Source organism: Saccharothrix violaceirubra, assembly GCF_014203755.1.
GTDB classification, from domain to species: Bacteria; Actinomycetota; Actinomycetes; order Mycobacteriales; family Pseudonocardiaceae; genus Actinosynnema; species Actinosynnema violaceirubrum.
The window spans coordinates 1,055,973-1,077,381 of record NZ_JACHJS010000001.1 but is presented as its reverse complement, the minus strand read 5'-3'; the positions used below and the strand labels follow the sequence as shown (position 1 = coordinate 1,077,381).

Annotated in this window: 22 protein-coding genes; 6 read left to right on the top strand and 16 right to left on the bottom strand. The window is 71.8% G+C overall.

Annotated elements, in window-relative coordinates:
- Window positions 1-35: 35 nt before the first annotated feature.
- From F4559_RS05320 to gatC, 6 genes are all read right to left on the bottom strand, one after another.
- Window positions 36-2,663: a CHAT domain-containing protein gene (locus tag F4559_RS05320; RefSeq protein WP_184666460.1), complete on the bottom strand. Its 2,628-nt coding sequence runs from the start codon at window positions 2,661-2,663 to the stop codon at window positions 36-38.
- A gap of 75 nt (window positions 2,664-2,738) precedes the next feature.
- Window positions 2,739-2,999, bottom strand: coding sequence for a hypothetical protein (locus F4559_RS05315; RefSeq protein WP_184666459.1), 261 nt, complete (start codon window positions 2,997-2,999; stop codon window positions 2,739-2,741).
- 441 nt (window positions 3,000-3,440) lie between these two features.
- Window positions 3,441-4,937, bottom strand: coding sequence for an Asp-tRNA(Asn)/Glu-tRNA(Gln) amidotransferase subunit GatB (gatB, locus tag F4559_RS05310; RefSeq protein WP_184666458.1), 1,497 nt, complete (start codon window positions 4,935-4,937; stop codon window positions 3,441-3,443).
- Complete coding sequence (locus tag F4559_RS05305; protein WP_184666457.1) at window positions 4,934-5,131, bottom strand: hypothetical protein; 198 nt, start codon at window positions 5,129-5,131, stop codon at window positions 4,934-4,936. The genes gatB and F4559_RS05305 overlap by 4 nt, the downstream gene beginning before the upstream one ends.
- Complete coding sequence (gene gatA / locus F4559_RS05300) at window positions 5,131-6,624, bottom strand: Asp-tRNA(Asn)/Glu-tRNA(Gln) amidotransferase subunit GatA (RefSeq protein ID WP_184666456.1); 1,494 nt, start codon at window positions 6,622-6,624, stop codon at window positions 5,131-5,133. The genes F4559_RS05305 and gatA overlap by 1 nt, the downstream gene beginning before the upstream one ends.
- Entirely contained in the window at window positions 6,621-6,920 is a 300-nt protein-coding gene (gene gatC, locus F4559_RS05295; protein ID WP_184666455.1) for an Asp-tRNA(Asn)/Glu-tRNA(Gln) amidotransferase subunit GatC, read from the bottom strand. Before gatC ends, gatA begins: the two co-directional genes overlap by 4 nt.
- 177 nt (window positions 6,921-7,097) lie before the next feature.
- Here gatC and F4559_RS05290 point away from each other — a divergent pair, with 177 nt between their 5' ends.
- The gene (locus tag F4559_RS05290) at window positions 7,098-7,751 is read left to right on the top strand and encodes an ACT domain-containing protein (protein WP_184675479.1); all 654 of its coding nucleotides are present in this window, start codon (window positions 7,098-7,100) and stop codon (window positions 7,749-7,751) included.
- Window positions 7,752-7,758: 7 nt separating this feature from the next.
- Here the strand turns inward: F4559_RS05290 and F4559_RS05285 are convergent, their stop codons facing one another.
- From F4559_RS05285 to F4559_RS05275, 3 genes are read right to left on the bottom strand one after another with little or no spacing between them, the layout of a single operon-like run.
- Window positions 7,759-8,469 carry a 3-keto-5-aminohexanoate cleavage protein gene (locus F4559_RS05285; RefSeq protein WP_184666454.1) on the bottom strand — a complete coding sequence of 237 codons (711 nt, stop codon included), beginning with the start codon at window positions 8,467-8,469 and terminating at the stop codon, window positions 7,759-7,761.
- A gap of 31 nt (window positions 8,470-8,500) precedes the next feature.
- A complete protein-coding gene (locus F4559_RS05280; RefSeq protein WP_184666453.1) occupies window positions 8,501-9,787 on the bottom strand; it encodes a hypothetical protein in 1,287 nt (428 codons plus the stop codon).
- A 48-nt stretch (window positions 9,788-9,835) separates the two neighbouring features.
- Window positions 9,836-10,330, bottom strand: a complete 495-nt coding sequence (locus F4559_RS05275; protein ID WP_184666452.1) for a GNAT family N-acetyltransferase — start codon at window positions 10,328-10,330, stop codon at window positions 9,836-9,838.
- A 33-nt stretch (window positions 10,331-10,363) separates the two neighbouring features.
- On the opposite strand from F4559_RS05275, the gene F4559_RS05270 reads away from it, so the two are divergent.
- Window positions 10,364-10,771: a protein-tyrosine phosphatase family protein gene (locus F4559_RS05270; protein ID WP_184666451.1), complete on the top strand. Its 408-nt coding sequence runs from the start codon at window positions 10,364-10,366 to the stop codon at window positions 10,769-10,771.
- 59 nt (window positions 10,772-10,830) lie between these two features.
- Here the strand turns inward: F4559_RS05270 and F4559_RS05265 are convergent, their stop codons facing one another.
- The 5 genes from F4559_RS05265 to F4559_RS05245 form a co-directional block, all read right to left on the bottom strand.
- Window positions 10,831-11,463 (bottom strand): hypothetical protein, encoded by a 633-nt coding sequence (locus F4559_RS05265; protein WP_184666450.1) that lies wholly within the window; start codon window positions 11,461-11,463, stop codon window positions 10,831-10,833.
- 103 nt (window positions 11,464-11,566) lie between these two features.
- A complete protein-coding gene (locus F4559_RS05260; RefSeq protein WP_184666449.1) occupies window positions 11,567-12,259 on the bottom strand; it encodes an NUDIX hydrolase in 693 nt (230 codons plus the stop codon).
- Between the two features lie 9 nt (window positions 12,260-12,268).
- Window positions 12,269-13,027: a succinate dehydrogenase/fumarate reductase iron-sulfur subunit gene (locus F4559_RS05255; protein WP_184666448.1), complete on the bottom strand. Its 759-nt coding sequence runs from the start codon at window positions 13,025-13,027 to the stop codon at window positions 12,269-12,271.
- Window positions 13,024-14,910, bottom strand: a complete 1,887-nt coding sequence (locus F4559_RS05250; RefSeq protein WP_184666447.1) for a fumarate reductase/succinate dehydrogenase flavoprotein subunit — start codon at window positions 14,908-14,910, stop codon at window positions 13,024-13,026. The genes F4559_RS05255 and F4559_RS05250 overlap by 4 nt, the downstream gene beginning before the upstream one ends.
- 2 nt (window positions 14,911-14,912) lie before the next feature.
- Complete coding sequence (locus tag F4559_RS05245; RefSeq protein WP_312865478.1) at window positions 14,913-15,530, bottom strand: succinate dehydrogenase cytochrome b subunit; 618 nt, start codon at window positions 15,528-15,530, stop codon at window positions 14,913-14,915.
- A 72-nt stretch (window positions 15,531-15,602) separates the two neighbouring features.
- On the opposite strand from F4559_RS05245, the gene F4559_RS05240 reads away from it, so the two are divergent.
- Complete coding sequence (locus tag F4559_RS05240) at window positions 15,603-16,514, top strand: LysR family transcriptional regulator (RefSeq protein WP_184666446.1); 912 nt, start codon at window positions 15,603-15,605, stop codon at window positions 16,512-16,514.
- Window positions 16,511-17,002: a GNAT family N-acetyltransferase gene (locus F4559_RS05235; RefSeq protein ID WP_184666445.1), complete on the top strand. Its 492-nt coding sequence runs from the start codon at window positions 16,511-16,513 to the stop codon at window positions 17,000-17,002. The genes F4559_RS05240 and F4559_RS05235 overlap by 4 nt, the downstream gene beginning before the upstream one ends.
- A 40-nt stretch (window positions 17,003-17,042) precedes the next feature.
- On the opposite strand, the gene F4559_RS05230 is transcribed toward F4559_RS05235, so the two are convergent.
- Window positions 17,043-18,089: a methionine synthase gene (locus tag F4559_RS05230; protein ID WP_184666444.1), complete on the bottom strand. Its 1,047-nt coding sequence runs from the start codon at window positions 18,087-18,089 to the stop codon at window positions 17,043-17,045.
- Window positions 18,090-18,288: 199 nt separating this feature from the next.
- On the opposite strand from F4559_RS05230, the gene F4559_RS05225 reads away from it, so the two are divergent.
- Entirely contained in the window at window positions 18,289-19,674 is a 1,386-nt protein-coding gene (locus F4559_RS05225) for a cellulose binding domain-containing protein (RefSeq protein ID WP_184666443.1), read from the top strand.
- A 72-nt stretch (window positions 19,675-19,746) separates the two neighbouring features.
- Here the strand turns inward: F4559_RS05225 and F4559_RS05220 are convergent, their stop codons facing one another.
- On the bottom strand, window positions 19,747-20,400 hold the full coding sequence (locus F4559_RS05220) for a phosphotransferase family protein (RefSeq protein WP_184666442.1): 654 nt from the start codon (window positions 20,398-20,400) through the stop codon (window positions 19,747-19,749).
- 503 nt (window positions 20,401-20,903) lie between these two features.
- Here F4559_RS05220 and F4559_RS05215 point away from each other — a divergent pair.
- Window positions 20,904-21,407 carry a DUF6584 family protein gene (locus F4559_RS05215; protein ID WP_184666441.1) on the top strand — a complete coding sequence of 168 codons (504 nt, stop codon included), beginning with the start codon at window positions 20,904-20,906 and terminating at the stop codon, window positions 21,405-21,407.
- The last annotated feature ends 2 nt before the right edge of the window (window positions 21,408-21,409 follow it).

Sequence of the window (21,409 nt, the reverse complement as noted above, 5' to 3'; positions counted from 1 at the left end):
CGTATTTCGGAGTGCCTGGGTGGAGGACTCGCGGGTCAGCCTGAGCCGAGGCACACGAACGGGCGGCGGAAGGGGTCCACGGCGACCGCCTCGGCCAACGCCACGGCGGGCGCCGCGCCGTTGGCCAGGTTGCGGTGGAAGTCGGCCATGGCGGCGGCCGACGGCTGGTCGCCCACCTTGCTCGACGCCGCGATCACGGTCAGCGCGCCACCCGCCAGCAGGGCACCGGCGAAGCCCAGCGGCTCGTCGCCGGGGCGGATGCGGTTGAGCGCCAGTTCGCACGCGGACAGCACGACCCGGTGCGGCGGGCGGCGCACCCGGCCGACCTCGTGGGCGAACAGGGCGCCGTCGATCAGCTCCAGCCGGGAGAACAGCGCGTTGTCCGGTTCGTGCTCGCCGTGCGCGGCGATGTGGGCCAGCTCGACGCCGTCCAACGCCTTCAGCACCGCCGACACCCTGGCGTCCGGCAGGCCCAGCGTGCGCGCGTCGCTGTGGTAGCCGGCCAGCCGGTCGATCTCGTCCTCCGCCGCGACCAGGCCGGGTCCGCGCACGAGCAGGACACCGCTGGCCTCCTCGGGGTCGGCCCGGGTCGTCGACAGCCACGCCGTGGCCGACGGCACGACGACGGTCGGCCGGGACGCGCACGTCGGCAGCACCGCCCACGGCACCACGTACAGCGCGCCGGTCGGCACGACGACCAGGTCGCGATCGCCGATCAGATCCACCAGCGGGCGCAGCAACGTCTCGTCGAGGCGTTCGGCCTCGCGGCGGGCCGAGGCGGTGATCACCTCGACCAGCGGCGGCGGCAGGTGGTCGGGCGCGAGGGCGTTGAGGTCGGCGTGCAGGCGGCGGGCGCGTTCGTTGACCTCGGCGGCCGAGCCCAGGCGCACCATCCGCACGCCGGAGGCCAGCACGACCACGGCCACCAGGCTGTCGTCGGACGCCGCGAAGCTGATCAGCGCCCGGTCGCCGAGCCGGTCCATGACGTCGCGCGGCCGGGCGACCGGGCGGGGTTTGCCCCACGGCGATTCGCTCCAGCCCAGGCGCATGGCGTCGCGCTGGGCCGCGGCGTACTGGATCTCCAGCTTCGAGGTGGGTGCGCCGTCCAGGCGGGCGCGCAGCAGTGCCCGGCTCAGCCGGCGCACCTCGGCGATGCGTTCGCGCAACTCGCTGTCCACAGTGGACTCGACCGGGTCGTACCGGTAGAGCTGGGCGCGCGTGCGTTCGAGCCAGGTGAACAGGCGGCGGGCGTCGGCGGGCGAGTCGCCGCAGCCGAGCACGAGCCGGACCGCGAAGTCGCCGAGTTCACGACCGTGCAACGCGCTGCCCGACACCAGTTCCACCGCGCCGAGGCTGTCGCGCATCCGCCCCAGTTCCGTCAGGCCCGCCTTGGCCTGCGCCAACGCGGCCCGGCGGTCGCCGCGCGCCAACGCGAGTTCGGCACGGCACATGCGCACCAGCATGCGGTGGTCGATCGCGGACGTGGGACGCGGCGTCGGCACGGCCGCGAACAGCTCGGCCGCGCGGTCGACGTTGCCGAGCTTGACCTCCAGCCGGACGGCGAGCATGCGGGCCTGCGCGGACGCGTCGGCCAGGCGCAACACCGCGAGCTGGTCGGACAGCTCCAGCACCCGGCGCGGCAGCGCGGCCGGAACCCTGGCGTCCAAGGCTTTCTGGACGTCCACACGGGCGATCATCAGGGCCGCGATCGCCGCCCACCCGGGGCTGCCCCGGCGCAACAGACGGCGGTGCGCGGACACGGCCATGCGCCGGGCCGTACGCACCTCGCCCTCCAGCAGGGCCGCCGCGCCCCGGAACAGCTCGGCTTCGGCGTGGTCCTGGAGGATGCGCTGCCGCCGCATCTCGGGCAGCACCTCGTCCAGGTGCCGGCCGGCCTCGTCGGCCAGGCCGACGCTGAGCATCGCTTCGGCCTGGTCCAGCCGCAGGCGCAGCAGCAGTCCGGGTTCGTGCTCGGTGAACAGCCGGTTGGCCTCCTCGTAGCGGCGCAGCGCGGCGGGCATGTCCCCGATGCGCTGGAGGAAGTTGCCCAGCGCGTGCGTCGCGATCCCGACCCGTTCGTGCAGTCCGTACTCGCGGGCCAGGTCGATGGCCCGGTTCAGGTCCCGCACCGCCAGCGACGGGCTGCCCGAGGTCCCATGGGCGTTGCCGCGGTTGGACAGCGACGTGACCAGCCAGTCGACGACGGCCGTGCGGTCACCGGTGGTCTCGGCCAGCCGACGCTCCGTGTGGCGGACGTCGGAGTCGAAAAGCACGATGCCGTCTTTGATCCGGCCGACCCGGCAGAGCAGTACGGCGTGGTTGTGGTCGATCAACCCGTGCAGCTCGTCCTTGAGCGGCATGTCGGGCAACTCGGCCAGTTCCGCCCGCACGCGGTCGAGCAGGGCGGCGCCTTCGTCGAGGCTCGTCGTTTCGGCCAGGCAGTAGGCCAAAGTCGCCTGGACCCGGGTGCGGATCTCCACCCGCACGACGGAATCGACGTCCTGCGCGGCGTCGAGCACGGCCAACGCGCGCTTCAGCAGGAGGATCGCGGTCGGGTGCCGGTCGGCCGTGGCCGCCTTCTTGCCCCTGCGGTGCAGCAGCCGCGCCTTCTCGGCCGCGCCCGTGGATCCACCATCAGAGGGTGTCGCGGCTGGCACTGACATATGTAAGCACAAAGGTCCAGGTGGACGCAGCCGGCCGGACGGGAACTCCCGTCCGGCCGGCCGTAAGGACATCTTCTAGTTGAGCGGAGTCGCGGGCTCCGGCGAGTGCGGCTTGTACGGGCCGTCCTCGACCTCGTCACCGTCGCCGCCCTGACGCGGGCCCTTGGGCTTGGCGGCGGCGAGCAGCGCCGCGTTCGAGACGACCGCCTCGGCCTCCGCGGTGACGGCCTCGGCCGGCGTGGTCTCCTCGACGGAGCCCGCCAGTTCGACCGAGTCCAGGTCGACGGTCTCGGCCGACAGCGTGCCGGTGGTGTTCTTCTCGTCGGTGACAGACATCTGTGGTTGCCCTCCCCTACAACTACGACCCCGGCTGTGGGTCGTGATCACCTTCGGTCAGTACTTCCTGCTCGTCCGGCCGGCCCCCCGGCCTGACCGAACGGATCAATCCTGACACAGATGGATGCATCTATGGAGGGGAACTCTTACTTAGAGCAATGAAGTCCAGGTTAGCCCTGGCGTTTCCCCAGGTAGATAATGCAGTGCCACTGTGGATACCACTCGAATGGCCGAACGTATTAACACAACGAAGTCACTCACCGGCAACAATTCCCGTACCCGCGCGGCTCCGAACAGTGATCATCGCCCCGGGAATTCCGGGCCGCGACGGTTCCGCGAAATCCGTCCGCACGCACTTCGGTGACCCGAACCACACCGTGGGCGAAACGACGACGGGGGTGTGCCGGAAATCCGGCACACCCCCGTTCGGGCGAGGAATCCTTACGAACAGCGCGCGATGACCAGGTCACGCACCTTCTTCGCGTCGGCCTGGCCCTTGGTCGCCTTCATGACCGCGCCGACGATCGCACCCGCCGCCGCCACCTTGCCGTCGCGGATCTTGGCGGCCACGTCCGGCTGCGCCGCCAGGGCCTCGTCGATCGCCTTCTCCAACGCGGAGTCGTCCGACACGACCTTCAGGCCGCGCGCCTCGACGACCGCCTCGGGCTCGCCCTCGCCCGCGAGGACACCCGTCACGACCTCGCGCGCCAGCTTGTTGGTCAGCTCGCCCGCGTTGACCAGCGCCACGACCCGCGCGATCTGTGCCGGCGTGACCGGCAGCCCGTCCAGCTCCACGCCGCGCGCGTTGGCCTCCTTGGTCAGGTAGGCCACCCACCACGACCGGGCCTCGGCCGGGGTCGTCCCGGCCTGGACGGTCGCGGCGACCAGGTCGATCGCGCCCGAGTTGACCAGGTCGCGCAGCTCGGCGTCGGTCAGGTCCCACTCGGCCTGGATGCGCTTGCGGCGCTCCCACGGCAGTTCCGGCAGCGTGCCGCGCAGCTCCTCGACCCACTCGCGCGCGGGCGCGATCGGGACCAGGTCGGGCTCCGGGAAGTACCGGTAGTCCTCGGCCGTCTCCTTCTTGCGGCCCGACGACGTGCTGCCGGTCGACTCGTCGAAGTGCCGGGTCTCCTGCGTGATCTCGCCGCCCTCGGCGAGCACGGCGGCCTGGCGCGTCATCTCGAACCGGACGGCGCGCTCGACGCTGCGCAGCGAGTTGACGTTCTTGGTCTCGGTGCGCGTGCCGAAGACGTCCGCGCCCTTGGCCATCAGCGAGACGTTGGCGTCGCACCGCAGCGAACCCTGGTCCATGCGCACGTCGGACACGTCCAGCGCCTTGAGCAGGTCCCGCAACGCGCTCACGTACGCGCGCGCCACCTCGGGCGCCCGCTCGCCCGTGCCCGTGATCGGCTTGGTCACGATCTCGATCAGCGGCACGCCCGCGCGGTTGTAGTCCAACAGCGAGTGCTCGGCGCCGTGGATGCGCCCGGTCGCGCCGCCGACGTGCAGCGACTTGCCGGTGTCCTCCTCCATGTGCGCGCGCTCGATCTCCACGCGCACGACCTCGCCGTCGTCCAGCGTCACGTCGAGCCAGCCGCCGAACGCGATGGGCTCGTCGTACTGCGAGGTCTGGAAGTTCTTCGGCATGTCCGGGTAGAAGTAGTTCTTCCGGGCGAACCGGCACCAGTCGGCGATCGAGCAGTTGAGCGCGAGCCCGATGCGGATCGCGGACTCGACGGCCTGGCCGTTCACGGCCGGCAGCGCGCCCGGCAGGCCCAGGCAGACCGGGCACGTGTGCGTGTTCGGCTCGCCGCCGAACAGGTTCGCGCAGCCGCAGAACATCTTCGTCGCCGTGTGCAGCTCGACGTGGACTTCCAGGCCCAGCACCGGGTCGAAGCGCTCGACGACCTCGGCGTAGTCCATGAGCGTGGCCGTCATGCCTTGCCGCCCTTCCGCAGACCCCGGACGGCCAGTGCCGCGCCGGTGATCGCCACGACGATGCCCGCGACCGCGTTGGCCAGGGCGAGCTTGTCCTTGTCACCGCGGGCGGCGCGCAGCGAGGAGAACGCGTTGACCGCACCGAAGATCGAACCGGCGAGGCCGATCAGGCCCCGTGCCTTCTTGACGTCCATCACGCACCGACCGGTTCCGGCGCCGACCCGATCGGGCCGCGCGCCACCTCGTACGCCGCGGCCACCCGGTACATCCGGTGGTCCTGCAACGCGGGAGCCATGATCTGCAGACCCACCGGCAGACCGTCCTCGTCGGACAGTCCACTCGGGATGCTCAGCGCGGGCGTGCCGGCCAGGTTGGCGGGGATCGTGCACAGGTCCGCCTTGTACATGGCCAACGGGTCGTCCACGCGTTCGCCGATGCGGAACGCCGTGGTCGGCGTCGTCGGCGAGACCAGCACGTCCACCCGCTCGAACGCGGACGCGAAGTCGCGGGTGATGAGCGTGCGCACCTTCTGCGCCGAGCCGTAGTACGCGTCGTAGTAGCCCGACGAGAGCGCGTACGTGCCGATCATGATCCGGCGCTTGACCTCCGGGCCGAAACCGGCCTCACGGGTCAGCGACATGACCTCCTCGGCGCTGCGCGTGCCGTCGTCGCCGACCCGCAGCCCGTACCGCATCGAGTCGAAGCGGGCCAGGTTGGACGACGCCTCGCTCGGCGCGATCAGGTAGTACGCCGGGAGCGCGAAGTCGAAGCTCGGGCACGAGACCTCGACGACCTCCGCGCCGAGCTGCTTGAGCTGCGCCACCGCGGCCTCGAACGAGCGCAGCACGCCCGGCTGGTAGCCGTCGCCGCTGAACTGCGTGACCACGCCGACGCGCACGCCCGTCAGGTCGCCGTTCGCGCCCTCGCGGGCCGCCGCGACGACCGGCGGCACCGGCACGTCGACCGACGTGGAGTCCAGCGGGTCGTGGCCGCCGATGACCTCGTGCAGCAGCGCGGCGTCGAGCACCGAACGCGCGCACGGACCGGCCTGGTCCAGCGACGAGGAGAACGCGATGAGGCCGTAGCGCGAGACGCCGCCGTAGGTGGGCTTCACGCCGACCGTGCCGGTGACCGCGCCCGGCTGGCGGATCGAGCCGCCGGTGTCCGTGCCGATGGCCAGCGGCGCCTCGAACGCGGCGAGCGCGGCCGATGAGCCGCCGCCCGAACCGCCGGGGATGCGGTCGAGGTCCCACGGGTTGCGCGTCGGGCCGTACGCCGAGTTCTCCGTGGAGGAGCCCATGGCGAACTCGTCCATGTTGGTCTTGCCCAGGATCACGACGCCGGCCTCCTTGAGGCGGCGGGTGACCGTGGCGTCGTAAGGCGGACGCCAGCCTTCGAGCATCTTGGAACCGGCCGTGGTCGGGATGCCCTCGGCGGTCAGGACGTCCTTGAGCGCCAGGGGGACGCCGGCCAGCGGGCCGACCGGGCGGCCGTCGGCGATGTCCTGGTCGACCGCGCGCGCGGCGGCGAGGGCGCCTTCGCGGTCGACGTGCAGGAAGGCGTGGACGGCACCGTCGACCTGGTCGATGCGGTCGAGGTGCGCCTGCGCGACCTCGACGGCGCTGGTCTCGCGGCTCGCGATCTTCGCGGCCAGGTCGGACGCGTTCTCGCGGATCAGGTCGCTCATGCTTCCTCACCCAGGATTCGGGGCACGCGGAAGCGGCCTTCCTCGGCTGCGGGGGCGCCCGCGAGCGCCTGCCGCTGACCGAGGCTGGGACGCACGACGTCCTCGCGGAACACGTTGGTCAGCGGAACGGCGTGCGAAGTGGGCGGGATGTCCGCGGTGGCGATGTCGCCGACCGTGGCCACCGACTGGAGGATCACGTCCAGCTGGCCGGCGAACAGGTCAAGCTCGTCGTCGGTGACGGCCAGCCTGGCCAGCCTCGCCAGGTGCGCGACCTCGTCGCGGGAGATGCTGGGCACCTCGTCAACCCCCGTGGGTCGAGTGTTTCGGATTGTGGACCCGACGAGTCTATTGCCGGCTCAATCGCCAGGTCAGGCCAGGCTCCGCGATCAGGCGTGCCCGGTGGCTCGGAAAGGTGACCCGGGTCTGCGAGAATCATCGGCCGGCAACTTTCACCAGAGCCTGGAGGCGTGACCGTGTCCTTCCTGATCCGGGTCCAACTCCCGGACCGCCCCGGCACGCTGGGCGCGGTCGCCACGGCGCTGGGCGAGATCGGAGCCGACATCCTCAGCGTGGACGTGGTGGAGCGCGGGCCCGGCCTGGCGATCGACGACCTGGTGGTGGAGCTGCCGTCGGGTCGGCTGCCGGACGTGCTGATCACCGCGGCCGAGTCGGTCGAGGGCGTGGAGGTGGACGCCGTCCGGCCGTACGCGGGCGTGCTGAACACGCACCGCGAGCTGGAGTTGGTCGAGGACGTGGCCGAGGAACCGGCACGCGGCCTCGCCGTGTTCACGGAGGGCGTCCCCAGGATCATCCGCGCCGGGTGGGCCGTGGTGTTCGCGGCCGACGGCACGGGCGTGCACCGGCTGACCGCGTCGTCGGCCGCCCCCGAGACCCGGATCGAGAACCCGCCGTGGTTCCCGCTGGCACGCGCGACCGTGCTGGACGGCGAGGACACGTGGGTGCCGGACACGTGGCGCGAACTCGGCACGGAACTCGCCGCCACCCCGTTGGGCAAGCCCGATCGGGTGTTGTTGGTGGGACGGCCGGGCGGCCCGATGTTCCGCGCCGCCGAGGTGGCCCGCCTGGCCCACCTGGCCGGGATCGTGTCCGTGGTCCTGCCCGACTGATCCGCCGTCAGGAAGGGCCCAGGGAGGCGTGGCCGATCAAAGCGGCGTTGCCCTCGGTGGGCGTGCCGTCGGGGTCGGACAGGGTGTCCTCCAAACCGATCCGCGTGGCGTGGTCACGGCGCACGGCGTAGTTCAGCACCGGCCACGCGCTGTCGTCCGCGCCGTGCACCAGGATCGGCACGTCCACCACCGCGAGCAGGTCCAGCAGCCGCTCGGCGTGCGCCACCCGGTGGTCGGCCGGGATCTCGACCAGCACCCGCCGGGTGCCCGGCGGCGGGCCGGCGGCGAGCAGCACGCGGGCCGCGGCGTCGTCGCGCACGCCCAGTTCGAGCCCGATCCCGGCCGCGTGCAACGCCTCCGCCACCGCGAGCCAGCCGTCCTCGTGCACGTTCACCGACGCCACGTCCGGCCGCCCGGCCGCCAGTGCCGCCCACCCGCGCACGAGTTCCACCCGCACGTCCGGGTCGGGTTCGATCCACGCACCGGTCGTCACGCCGATCTCGACGTGCGGCACGGCCGAGCGCACCCGGGCCACGGTCGGCGCGATCTCCGGTCCGGCGAGGACCTCGCGGCCGAGCACGTCGCGCGGGTGCAGGTGCAGGTGGGTCACGCCGAGTTCGGCGACCGCGGCGGCGTCGCGCGCGAGGTCGTCCGGCGTGATCGGCAGGGCCGGGTGGCAGTGCGCCTCCCGGGCGCCGTTCAGACAGGCCTGGAGCACCCGCCAAGCTCACCACAGCGGTCGCGGGGTGTCATCCCGGCCGCCGGCCGAGCAGTTCCTCCACCAGCGGGACCAGCGCGCCGGGCTCCAGATCCCACATCACGACCCGGACGTCACCGCGGCGCCCGAGCCCCTCGACGCGGGCCCGCTGCCGCTGGTCACCGGGCACGACCAGCACCAACGGCTGCTCGGGCACGTGGTCGAGCCAGCCCTGGAGGTCGGCGACCGCGACCGGGTCGCGCAACGACCGCGCCTCCACCATCACCGAACCCGCACCGTTCACCACCAACGCGTCCACGTGCACGCGCGGCACCTCGGAGACCAGGGCGTCGGTCACGACCCGCCACCCACGCCCGCCCGCGGCGTCGAGCAACGTGTCCACGACGTGCTTCTCGAACGCCACCCCGGCGATCCGGCGCAACCGGCCGACCTCGGCGAGCACGGCCGTGCCCTGGTTGCGCACGGCGACCGCGTCGACCGGCGCGAGTGGACGGCCCAGCGCGACCTTGCGGGCGAACTCGAACAGTCCTTTGAGGGCGTCGGCGAGTTCGGCGTCGACGACGCCCCGGGCCGCGAGCAGGTCGACCAGCTCGTCGGACGCCAGGTCCTGGCTGGGGTACGGCGCGAGCAGTTCGGCGAGCAGGTTCTCGATCTCGCCGCACAGCGTGACCACGTCGGACACCGGGCTCGTCGCCTCGGCGGCGCGCTCGACGGTCTCGCGGTTGCGGTTGTCGGCGGGCAGGTGCGACTGGTTCTCGTAGTCCGCGTGGATGGAGCGGTATCGGCGTTGGGCGAGCGTGCCGACGCGGTCGACCGCGTCGGTGACCGCGTTCGCGGGCAGGTCGTCGAACGACCGGAACGCGTCGGTGAGGAACGTGCGCGTGAGCAGGTAGCCGACAAGGAAGCCGAGCGGCACGAAGAACACGATGGTCGCACCGGCCGCGACCGTGGTCGCGGTGCCCGGACCCAACGCCGCGCCGAGCGTGGTGCTGAGCCGGCCGAAGTGCCCGACGATCGAGCCGAGTTCGACCAGGCCCAGCCCGATGATGATCTTCGTGAGCCAGTCGGAGATCTGCTCGAAGTTCGTGTTGACGGCGTACCCGGTCGTCCCGGACTCGCCCTGGACGCGTCGAGGGATCCCGAACACGAAGCCGAGCAGGGCACCGGTGATCGTCGAGCCCAGTGCGATGATCAGGCCGAGTGCGACGGCCTGCACGGGTTTCGCCTGGACCGCGCCGAACAACACCAGGGCGGCGACGCTGATGACGAGCAGGACGACCGCGATGTAACGCGCGCCCCGGAATCCTTTGGCTTCCAATCGGTTTCCCTCGGCCACGCCCGGGAATCGGGCGCCTCCGGGAAACCGTTACCCGAGTCCGAGTGCGAACGTGACGAGGGTGAGGCCGGGGAACACTTCCCAGTCGCGGTCGGGCGTGCGCGTGAAACCCAGTCGGTGGTAGAGGCGGTGGGCCGTGGTCATGCTCGGTTTGCTGCTCATGACGACGGTGTGGGCGCCTTCGTCGCGCGCGGTGCGCAGGACGGTCCGGACCAGCGCTTCGGCGACTCCGCGTCGACGGGCGGCCGGGGCGACGGCGAGCATGCGGAACTCGACCTCGCCTTGTCGGCAGCGTTCGGCGTAAGGCGTTCCGTGGCGGGCGACGGTGACCGTACCCAGGCACGTGCCCTCGGGGTCGACGGCGACGAGGAGCACGGCGTCGCGGGCGCGGGTGGCAGCGTCGGCGAGGACGGTGACGTAGCCGCTCGCGGGGTCGAGGCCGTCGGCGGTGTAGGCGGCGACCGTGAGCGCGCCGATGTCCGACAGTTCTTCGGTACGGGCGGGGCGCACGTGGAGATCGGTCATCGCGGGCCTTTCCGGCGGGTGTTCAATCGGAGGATGGAATTGACGGGGGCGGTGCGTTTTCCGGACGGTGCGGTGGTGCGCGGGCGTGGTCGTGACCTGCCTGCCGGGCCGTCGCCGGAGTACGGGTTGTACCTGGCGAAACGGCCCGAGGTGCCGTGGCATTCCGAGTGGCTGGACTGGCCGGACTTCCGGTTGCCGCGCGATCGTGCGCGGGCCATCGAGTTGATCAAGGACCTGCACCGCCGGGCCTTGGCGGGCGAGGCCGTGGAGGTGGCGTGCCTGGGTGGCGTGGGCCGGACGGGCACGGTCATGGCGTGCGTCGCGGTGTTGAGCGGCGTGCCCGCCGAGGAAGCCGTGGCGTGGACCCGTGCGCACTACCACCCGAAGGCCGTGGAAACGCCGTGGCAGCGACGGTGGGTACGTCGCTTCCCCGCTGCCTGACCACGATCGGGGGTGCCTGAGCGCGTATTTCGGGGTGTCCGAGTGGAGGACTCGCGCGGTCAGGGGAGGGAGGTGACGAGGGTGCGCAGGGCCAGGAGGTCGATGGAGTCGGCGGGGTCGGTGAGGGCGGTCTCCACGCGGCCCAGGCGTTCGGCCGCGAGGCGTTCGCCCAGGGTCACGTCCAGCGGCAGGTAGGTCATGGTCCGGCGGGCCTCGTCGTCCAACGCGGCGAATCCGGGGTGGTACACGGCCACGTCGACGACGCCGGCCACGATCCGGGCCGCCACCCGCACGTCGGCCAGGCCCACCCGGTGCGCGCCCAGGTTCACCGTCACGGCCGTCGGATCGGGCACCGGCGGCACGGAGTCGTGGTACTCCCAGATCATGTCCTCGGGCGGCGCGGCGGCCCGCCACGCGTCGGTGTAGGGCCGCAACCGGGGGTCCTCCTGGCCGCTGAGCACCAGCGCGTAGATCGCCCGCTGTCCGCGCTCCACGGTGAAGTGCAGGTCCGGGTGCACGGCCGCGACCAGTTCGCACAGGTCGTTCTCGAAGCGCTGCGGCTCGCGGTCGCCCAGCGCCGCGCTCACGGCCGGCAGCAGCTCGAACCAGCCCCGCCAGAACGCCTCGGCGGCCTCCGCGGGGTTGGGCACGTGCGCCGCGGCGACCCGCGGCGGGCGTCGGAACCAGCGCATGGCGTCCATTGAACCGCACCCCCTTCTTGTCGTATTGACACGAACCAGGCCGTCGGACTACGTTCGGGTCTAGACGACAATAAGGGGGAAGGATGCAGACCCACTAGGAGGACTTGGCGCGCGGCCGGACCATCGGCGGGTGCAGCACCCGTGCACCGCCCGCCCGGTACAGCACCGCCGGCCGGCCGCCGCCCTTGGTGCTCTTGGCACCCGTCGGCTCCACGAACCCCTCCGCGTCGGTGACCTTGCGGTGGAAGTTCGGGCGGTCGACCTCCACGTCCCACACCACCTCGTACACCTCGCGCAGCTCGCTGATCGTGAACTCCGGCGGGCAGAACGCCGTGGCCACGGTCGTGTACTGGAGCTTGGTCCGCGCCCGTTCCACGGCGTCGGCCAGGATCCGACCGTGGTCGAACGCCAACCCGCCGACCTCGTCCAACGGCAGCCACCTCGCCTCCCGCGCGTCCGTGCCCGCCACGGGCACCGGCAGGTCGGGCGCGATGGCCAGGAACGCGCACGTCACCACGCGCGGATCGCGCGGATCGCGGTCGGGCGCCGAGTACACGCCGATCTGCTCGACGGGCAGCCCGTCCAGCGAGGTCTCCTCGGCCAACTCGCGCGCCGCCGTCTCCTCGATCGTCTCGCCGGCGCGCAGGAACCCGCCGGGCAGCGCGGGCCGGCCGCGGAACGGCTCGTTCGCCCGCTCCACCAGCAGCACGCACAGCCGCCCGGATCGGACGGTGAGGATCACCAGGTCCGCGGTGAGCCGGACGATCTCGTGGTCGCGGGGTGCCATTCCGCGACCCTACCTCCTTTTGTCACCCTGACTAAAACTGCGTGCGGCGCGCAGGACGTCGGCGTTGAACCGCGTGATCGTGGACAGCGGAATCCCCTTGGGACACACGGCCGTGCACTCGCCGGTGTTCGTGCACCCGCCGAACCCGAGGTCGTCGTGCGCGGCCAGCATGTCCGACGCCCGCGTCCCGCGTTCCGGCCGGCCCTGCGGCAACAGGCCCAGGTGCGTGACCTTCGCGGCCGTGAACAGCATCGCCGAGCCGTTGGGGCACGCGGCCACGCACGCACCGCACCCGATGCACGCCGCCGCCTCGAAGGCCGCGTCCGCATCGGGTTTGGGCACGGGCAGGGCGTGCGCGTCGGGCGCGCTGCCCGTCGACACGCTCACGTACCCGCCGGCCTCGACGATCCGGTCGAACGCCGACCGGTCCACGACCAGGTCGCGGATCACCGGGAACGGCGTGGCACGCCACGGTTCCACGGTCACCGTGTCGCCGTCGGAGAAGTGCCTCAGGTGCAGTTGGCACGCCGTGGTGGCGCGTTCCGGACCATGTGCCACACCATCGATCATCAGCCCGCACATGCCGCAGATGCCCTCGCGGCAGTCGTGGTCGAACGCCACGGGCTCCTCCCCCGCGAGCACGAGTCGTTCGTTGAGGACGTCCAACGCCTCCAGGAAGGACATGTCCGGCGACAGGTCGGGCACGTCGTAGGTCACCAGGCGGCCGGTCGCGCCGTTCTGCCGCCAGATCCGCATCGTCAGGTTCACGCGTAGCTCCGAATGCTCGGTCGGACGTGGTCGAAGACGAGGTCCTCGCGGTGCAGCACGGGTGGACCGCCCGTGAACTCCCACGCGGCCACGTACGAGAAGCGGTGGTCGTCGCGCAACGCCTCGCCGCCGGCCGTGCTCTCGGCGCGGAAGTGCCCGCCGCACGACTCCTCGCGGTGCAGCGCGTCCACGCACATCAGCTCGGCCAGTTCGAGGAAGTCCGCGACCCGACCGGCCTTCTCCAACTCCTGGTTGAACGACTCGCCCCGGCCGGGCACCTTCACCCGCGACCAGAACTCGGCCCGCAGTTCGGGGATGCGCCGCAACGCCGTGCGCAGCCCGGCGTCCGTGCGTTCCATGCCGCACTCCTCCCACATGATCCGGCCGAGTTCGCGGTGGAACGACTCGACCGTGCGATCCCCGTCCACCGCCAGGAGTCGGGCCACGCGGTCGCGCACCTCGTCCTCGACCCCGCCCGGGTCCACGTCCCCGAACGGCGCGTCCGCGAGGTAGTCGCCGATCACGTTGGGCAGCACGAAGTACCCGTCCGCGAGCCCCTGCATCAACGCGCTGGCGCCGAGCCGGTTCGCGCCGTGGTCGGAGAAGTTGGCCTCCCCGATCACGAACAGGCCGGGGATGGTGGACCGCAGGTCGTAGTCGACCCACAGCCCGCCCATCGTGTAGTGGACGGCGGGCCAGATGCGCATCGGCGTCGTGTACGGGTCGTCGCCGGTGATGCGCTGGTACATCTCGAACAGGTTGCCGTAGCGGGCTTTCACGACGTCCGCGCCGAGCCGGGCGATGGCGTCGGCGAAGTCCAGGTACACGCCGCGTTCGGGGTCGGAGGCGTTCTTGGCCGCACGTGAGGCGATGTCGCGCGGCACGAGGTTGCCGAACGCCGGGTAGAGCCGTTCGAGGAAGTAGTCCCGTCCGGACTCGGGGATCGCGCCCGGTGTCCGCCGATCGGCGGGATCGCGCGGCACCCACACGCGGCCGTCGTTGCGCAACGACTCGGACATCAACGTCAGCTTGGACTGGTGCTCCCCCGCCGGCGGGATGCATGTCGGGTGGATCTGCGTGAAGCACGGGTTGGCGAACAGGGCGCCGCGCCGGTGCGCCCGCCAGATCGCGGTGGCGTTGCAGCCCTTGGCGTTGGTGGACAGGTGGAACACGTTGCCGTAGCCGCCGGTCGCGAGCACGACGGCGTCGGCGAGGTGCGTGGACACCGCACCGGTCACCAGGTCGCGCACGACCACGCCGCGGGCCCGCCCGTCGGCCACGACCAGGTCGAGCATCTCGGTGCGCGGGTGCGACTCGACGCGTCCGGCGTCGATCTGCCGGGCCAGCGCCTGGTAGGCGCCGAGCAGGAGTTGCTGCCCGGTCTGGCCGCGCGCGTAGAACGTGCGCGAGACCTGCGCGCCGCCGAACGACCGCGTGTCCAGCAGCCCGCCGTACTCGCGCGCGAACGGCACGCCCTGCGCCACGCACTGGTCGATGATCGCCGTGCTGAGCTGGGCCAACCGGTACACGTTCGACTCGCGGGCGCGGAAGTCGCCGCCCTTCACGGTGTCGTGGAACAGCCGCCACACGCTGTCGCCGTCGTTGCGGTAGTTCTTCGCCGCGTTGATCCCGCCCTGGGCCGCGACCGAGTGCGCCCGGCGCGGGGAATCCTGGTGGCAGAACGAGAGCACCCGGTAGCCGAGTTCGGCCAGGGTCGCGGCGGCCGAACCGCCGGCCAGGCCCGTACCCACGACGATCACCGTCCGACCGCGCCGGTTGGCCGGGTTGACCAGGCGCGCGGTGAACCGGCGGCGGTCCCAGCGGGTCTCGATGGGACCCGTGGGCGCGCGGTGGTCGGCGATCGGATCGCCTTCGGTGTACATGATCAGCTCACCACTCCGGTGACGACGGCGAACGGGACGGACAGGAACCCGGCGCACACCACGACGGCGACGCCGAGGGCGAGTGCGCGGGACGTGGCGACGCCGAGCGTGCGGGTCGCGCTCCACACCCCGTGCCGCAGGTGGAAACCCAGGGCCAGCACGGCGACGGTGTAGGCCAGGACCACGTACCAGTGCCGGAAGTCGGCCACGACGTTGGCGTGGATCTCGCCCTCGACGCCGTGCGGGTTGAGCACCCCGGCGGTGAGGTCGAGCAGGTGGTAGACGACGAACAGGGCCAGGATCACGCCGCCCCAACGCATCGTGCGGGCGGCGTAGGAGCCGTTGACGACACGTCGGTGCTCGTACCGGCCGCGTGCCTTCGCGGCGCGTCTCGTGAGCTGCCACGCGGCCACGAAGTGCAGCACCACGCACCCGAGCAGGCCCAGCCGCACGGGCCAGACCGCGCCGATCGAGCGCAGCCACCGGCCGTAGTCGTCGATGCCGCCCACGAAGATCGACAGGTTGCCGACCATGTGTGCGACCACGTAGAGGAGCAGCAGCGATCCGGTGACCGCCATGACGGCCTTCTTGCCGATCGTGCGGCGGTAGAGGTGAAGCACGTCTTCGACGCTAGGAACGGCCTCGACAAGTCGTCCAATACATCATTGACTGGACGACGATAGCCTGAGGCTATGACGCTCCACCAGCTCGCGTACTTCCTGGCAGTGGCCCGGACGCGGAATTTCACCCGGGCCGCCGAGCAGGTGCGTGTGGCGCAGCCCTCACTGTCCAAGCAGATCCACGCGTTGGAGCGCGAACTCGGCGCGGAACTGTTCAGCCGGGCACGCGGGAACGTCGCGCTGACCCCGGCGGGCGAGGCGCTGCTGCCCGTGGCGAGCCGGATCGTGTCCGATGTGGACACCGCCCGGCTGGAGGTGGCCGAACTCGTCGGGCTGCGCCGCGGACGACTGCGGGTGGGTGCCACGCCCAGCCTGTGCGGCAGCCTGTTCGCGGACGTCCTGAAGGCGTATCACGACGCGTTCCCCGGCATCCGCGTGCTCGTCGAGGAGGGCGGGTCGCGCGACCTCGTGCGCGCGCTGGAAGCGGGCGACCTGGACCTCGCGCTGGTGATCGCCTCCCCGGTGGACGCGGACCGGGCGCTCACGGTGATCCCGGTGCTGCGCGAGGAACTCGTGGTCGCCTCCCCCACGCCGTTCGACTCGGCCCGGCTGCCCGTCGCCGCGCTGCGGGACCGGCCGCTGGTGATGTTCCGGACCGGCTACGACCTGCGCGAGACCACCTCGGCCGCGTGCCGCGAGGCCGGGTTCGAGCCGAGGTTCGCGGTGGAGGGCGGCGAGATGGACGCCGTGCTGCGGTTCGTGGAGGTGGGACTGGGGTGGGCGATCGTGCCGAGCACGGTGCTGGCCACGCGGTCGCTGCACGGCGTGCCGCTGGAGCCGGGGATCGACCGGGTCGTCGCCGTGGCGCACCGGGCGGACGTGGCGCCGACGTCGGCCGCGCGGGCGTTCCTGGACGTCCTCAACCGGTACCTGCGCGGTGTGGCGCTGCCGTCGGGCGTGCACGCCCTAGGCTCGCGCGCATGATGATCCGCCGCGAGACCCCCGCCGACGTCGACGTGATCCGCGAGGTGACGTCGGCCGCGTTCGCCGCACGACCCGGCGGCGAGGCCGGCCTGGTCGACGCGTTGCGCGCGGACCCGGGCTGGATTCCGGCGCTGTCGCTGGTCGCCGAGGTGGCGGGCGAGGTCGTCGGGCACGCGGTCGCCACCCGCGCCTCGATCGGTGTGGGCCTGGGACCGGTCAGCGTGCGTCCCGACCACCAGCGCGCGGGCGTGGGCTCGGCGCTCCTGCACGCCGTCCTCGGCGCCGCCGACGCCCTGGACGAGCCCGCCGTGGTCCTCTTGGGCAACCCCGCGTACTACGCCCGCTTCGGGTTCGTCCTCGCCGCCGACCACGGCATCACCCCGCCGGTCGCCGAGTGGGCACCCCACTTCCAGGTCCGCACCCTGTCGGCTTGGACGCCGTCCCTGGCGGGCCCTTTCACCTACGCGGCCCCCTTCTCCACCCCCTGAATCCCGCGAGTTATACGTTCAGACACCGCGAAATGTGCGTTCAGGCACCCTCGCGGCCCTCTTCCGCCCGCCGCCAGTTCTCCGGCGGTTCGACGAACGCGCGCCCCAGGTCCCGGCTCAACGACAACGCCCGGCGCGTCCACTTGGCACTCGCACCGGCCAGCCCGCACGTCGGCGTGGGCACGGCGTACCTCGCCAGGGTCTCGCGGGGGAACCCGAGCCGGTCGACCAGGTCCAGCGCGGGCTTGGCCACGCCCGCCAGGTCCACCGGCGCGGCCGGGTCCGTGCTCGGCACCAGACCCAGGAACAGGGTCGTGCGCTCCTCCCAGGCTTCGCCGACCTCGTCCCACGACGACTCGTCCAGCAGGCCCACGTCCAACGCCACGGCCCGGACACCGGCCCGGCGCAACAGCCCGATCGGCGGCTTGGGCGCGCAGCAGTGCACGACCACGTCCGGCCCCAACGCCTCGATCACGGGCCGGAGCACCGCGAGCGCCTCGGGCTCGTGGACGGCGGGCACGGTGCCGAGCTTGGACGGCGTGGGCAGCAGCCCGCGCAGCACGGCGGGCAGACCCGGCTCGTCGAGCTGCACGACCACGCGGGCGCCGATGCGCTTGGCGACCTCGGCGACGTGCCGGCGCAGCCCCTCAGCCAGGGACTCGGCGTACTCGCGCAACGCGCCGCGGTCGGTCAGCACGCGGTGGCCGCGGTTCAGCTCGATGCTCGCGGTGAGCGTCCAGGGCCCGGCCGCCTGGACCTTGACCACCTCCGGCCGGGCGCCCGAGGTCTCCAGCGCCTCCTCGAACGCGTCGAGGTCGCGCCGCAGGAGGTCCACCGCGCGGCGGTGGTCCCGACCGGGGTGCGCGGCGGTCCGGTAACCGGACGGCACGACCTCGACGGGCAGGTCGACCAGCAGGCCGGCGGTGCGGCCGACGAGATCGGCACCGACCCCGCGTCCGGGGAGTTCGGGCAGGTGGGGGAGCTGCGGCAGCTCGCCGAGGACGACACGTGCGGCTTCGAGCGGGTCGGCGCCGGGCAGCGAACCGATACCGGTCGCGGTGCCCTCGGGCCAGGGGGAGACGTCCACGGCACACAGTCTCCCACCACGTCCGAACGGCCGATCGGCGGCGAAAAGGTCTAGACCCATTGACGCGGTGGTCTAGGCCACATACGGTCACCTGGTCGGTGCTCACAGTTGCGGGCACCGCTGCGATCGTGGTGTGGGGGCGTGCCGCGCCCCACGTCCCCGCACCACTCCCACCCAACCCTGCATCCGTGGGAGCACGATGTTCTCGAAGCGCAAGTCTTTGATGCTGCTCGCGGCCGGCGTAGCCGCGACCGCGATCACGGGGATGCTCGTCGCCGCCCCTGCCGGCGCCGCCGCCACCCCGTCCGCGAAGTTCGCGAAGGACTCGTCCTGGGGCTCCGGCTACCAGGCCCGCTACACGATCACCGCGGGCTCGTCGGCTGTGAACGGCTGGAAGGTCGAGTTCGACCTGCCCGCCGACACCAAGCCCGGTGCGTACTGGGACGCCACGCTGGCCACCAGCGGCACGCACCACACGTTCAGCAGCCGCAACTACAACGGCACCCTGGCAGCCGGCGCGTCCGCGTCGTTCGGGTTCCTGGTCAACGGCACCGGCGTGCCGACCGGCTGCAAGATCAACGGTCAGCCGTGCGAGGGGTCGTCGACGACCACGACCACCACGATCGTCTCCGACACCAGCCCCCCGGTGACGACCGACCCGACCACGCCGCCGGTCACCACCGACCCGACGACCACGACGCCGCAGCAGCCGGGCAGCATCAAGTCCGCGCCGTACGTGGACATCACGATGCCCACGCCGTCGCTGGAGTCGATCGCCAAGACCACCGGCCAGAAGGTCTTCACGCTCGCGTTCGCGCTCGCCGACAGCTCCGGCTGCAACCCGGCGTGGGGCGGCACGATCCCGTTGAACGACAGCCGGATCATCAACGACGTCAAGGCCCTCAAGGCGCTGGGCGGCGACGTCATCGTGGCGACCGGCGGCGCGGCCGGGCCGTACCTGGAGTACACCTGCTCCACGGCCGACGCGCTGTACAACGCGTACAAGAAGATCCTGGACGCGGTCGGCGGCAACCACCTGGACGTCGACGTCGAGGCCACCATCCCGCACGACCTGGTGAACACGGCGCTCAAGAAGCTCCAGGCCGAGCGCGGCACGCACATCAGCTACACGATGCGCATCCAGGGCGACGACTACGGCATGGACCCGTACTCGGTGCAGGTGCTCCAGAACGCCGCGTCGAAGGGCCTGACCGTCCTGGTCAACCCGATGACCATGGAGTTCGGCACGTCGCGGTCCGACTGGGGCGACGCGGTGATCGCCGCCGCACAGGCCACGCTCGGCCAGATGAAGCAGATCTGGCCCGCGAAGTCCGACGCGGAGCTGAAGAAGCTGCTGGGCGTCACCCCGATGATCGGCCGGAACTACAACGGCAAGATCTTCAACCAGGCGCACGCGCAGAAGCTGGTGGCGTGGGCGAACACCAACCACATCGGCCTGCTCGGCTTCTGGTCGACCGGCCGGGACAACGGCGGCTGCCCGGGCGGCGGCATCTCGCCGACGTGCAGCAGCATCTCGCAGTCCCAGTACGAATTCACGAACATCTTCAAGGGCTTCACCGGCTGACCGGTAGAAGCTTCCCGGTAGAAGGCAGCACGGAGCAGGGGCGGTCTCCTCGGGGACCGCCCCTGCTCCGTCTCAGCGGTCCCGGAAGCCCGCGGTCCGGGCGATCCGGTCGTCCCACACGGCCACGCCCGCGCAATCGCCGCCCCGGGCGCAGAAATCCCGGTTGCGGTGACAGGTGGCCATCATCGCCTCGTGGCGGACGGACCACTTGGCCCGCCGGCCGTAGGCCGCGTACAGGGCGTCCACGGCGGCGATCGCGTCGGGGTGGTGGAGGCGGACGGTCCACTCCGCCCACGCCAGGTCGTCGACGGGATCGCCCCGGCGGCACCACTCCCAGTCGACCACCGCCACCGCGGCGTCGGCGGTCGGTGTCACGATCAGGTTCTGCGGGCCGAAGTCACCGTGCACCACCGCGCCCGTGCCGGGCAGGCCGGGCACGTCCAGGGCGTCCAACTCCCGGCGCAACCGCCCGCACAGCGCGAGCACCCGCTCGGCCAGCCCCGCGTCCACGGCGACACGGCCCGGCACGCCGCGCACGTAGGCCGTGCGCAGGTCGCGTTCCGTCCCCGGCGACAGGGGCGGCACCGGGAACCGGTCCCGCAACTCCACCAGCACCGACCGCTCCGTGCGCCGGCGTGCCTCGGCGTCGGGGCCCAGGTACGACTTGCGCACCACCGACCCGCGCTGCTCGGTCAGATTGGTGTACCCGTGGGTCAGCGCGTTCACGTCTCGCGTTCCTTTCTCGGCTCACCCGGTGCGGACACGACGAGTGCCCGGCACCCGGATGAAATTACCCAGAATTACCACACCCACAAGTGCGCGAATGGGTCGAACGCGGACGTCGAACACTTCCGGATCGATCGACACTAGAATTGCGGACTCACGGCGTGTCGGAGACACCGGGCGAGCGGCGTTGTGCGTGCGTCTCGGTTGGCCCACCGACAGGTATCTGACCTGCGAATATGTGAACAGGTGCGATCATCGCGCCGATTTGCCGACGGCATAGTCCAAGAACCGCACGCGGGAGTACCGCCATTCGTCGGCTGTTCCGTGGCGCGCGCCCCGGTACCTCGTCCGGAGAATTGCGGTCGGCCCGACTCTTTCCGCCCGACCACCCGTTCCTGGGGTGGTCGGACGGGACGCCGCGAAGCCGCCTTTCGGGTGAGCGGGGGTTCCGACCCGGCGTGGACCACCCGGTAGTGGTTGCGTCGACTGGGACGATGTGGCTCATGCCTGTCGAGCACACGCTGCGCAAGGCCGCCGAGGAGGTCGACCGCGGCGACCTGGCGAGCGTGCTGCGGGCACGGCAACGCCTGGTCGGACTGGTCACCACCTACCCCGACCGCCTCGATCTGCGCGCCCGGCTGGCCGGTGTCTACCGATTACTCGGCGACCCGGTCCAGGCGGGTCGGTGGAGCTACCTGGGCGAGGACCGGTACGACGCGGAGGTCGCCGCGTTCGAACGGGCCTACCGCACGCCCAAGGCACGCCTGGCCGCGTTGAACTGGGCGACCGGCGCGAACGGCATCCCGTCCGAGACCGCCCGGGTCCGGCTGGCCGCGCTCCAGTCCGAGGTGTCCGCGCAGCTGCGGCGGGAGATCGCGGTCGCCGACGACCGCGACTCGTCGTGGACGGTGAACGTGCTGGTCCTGCTCGGACTCGTGCTCGCGCTGCTGTGCTTCGTGGTGGGCGCGGTCACTCTCGTGTTGTGGGCCTACCACTGGCTGACGTGATG

Excerpts from the sequence above, each read along its gene's own strand:
- F4559_RS05320 (WP_184666460.1), bottom strand. The coding sequence starts at position 2,663 with ATGTCAGTGCCAGCCGCGACACCCTCTGATGGTGGATCCACGGGCGCG.
- F4559_RS05315 (WP_184666459.1), bottom strand. The coding sequence starts at position 2,999 with ATGTCTGTCACCGACGAGAAGAACACCACCGGCACGCTGTCGGCCGAG.
- gatB (WP_184666458.1), bottom strand. The coding sequence starts at position 4,937 with ATGACGGCCACGCTCATGGACTACGCCGAGGTCGTCGAGCGCTTCGAC.
- F4559_RS05305 (WP_184666457.1), bottom strand. The coding sequence starts at position 5,131 with ATGGACGTCAAGAAGGCACGGGGCCTGATCGGCCTCGCCGGTTCGATC.
- gatA (WP_184666456.1), bottom strand. The coding sequence starts at position 6,624 with ATGAGCGACCTGATCCGCGAGAACGCGTCCGACCTGGCCGCGAAGATC.
- F4559_RS05275 (WP_184666452.1), bottom strand. The coding sequence starts at position 10,330 with ATGACCGATCTCCACGTGCGCCCCGCCCGTACCGAAGAACTGTCGGAC.
- F4559_RS05270 (WP_184666451.1), top strand. The coding sequence starts at position 10,364 with ATGGAATTGACGGGGGCGGTGCGTTTTCCGGACGGTGCGGTGGTGCGC.
- F4559_RS05265 (WP_184666450.1), bottom strand. The coding sequence starts at position 11,463 with ATGCGCTGGTTCCGACGCCCGCCGCGGGTCGCCGCGGCGCACGTGCCC.
- F4559_RS05260 (WP_184666449.1), bottom strand. The coding sequence starts at position 12,259 with ATGGCACCCCGCGACCACGAGATCGTCCGGCTCACCGCGGACCTGGTG.
- F4559_RS05250 (WP_184666447.1), bottom strand. The coding sequence starts at position 14,910 with ATGTACACCGAAGGCGATCCGATCGCCGACCACCGCGCGCCCACGGGT.
- F4559_RS05240 (WP_184666446.1), top strand. The coding sequence starts at position 15,603 with ATGACGCTCCACCAGCTCGCGTACTTCCTGGCAGTGGCCCGGACGCGG.
- F4559_RS05235 (WP_184666445.1), top strand. The coding sequence starts at position 16,511 with ATGATGATCCGCCGCGAGACCCCCGCCGACGTCGACGTGATCCGCGAG.
- F4559_RS05225 (WP_184666443.1), top strand. The coding sequence starts at position 18,289 with ATGTTCTCGAAGCGCAAGTCTTTGATGCTGCTCGCGGCCGGCGTAGCC.
- F4559_RS05215 (WP_184666441.1), top strand. The coding sequence starts at position 20,904 with ATGCCTGTCGAGCACACGCTGCGCAAGGCCGCCGAGGAGGTCGACCGC.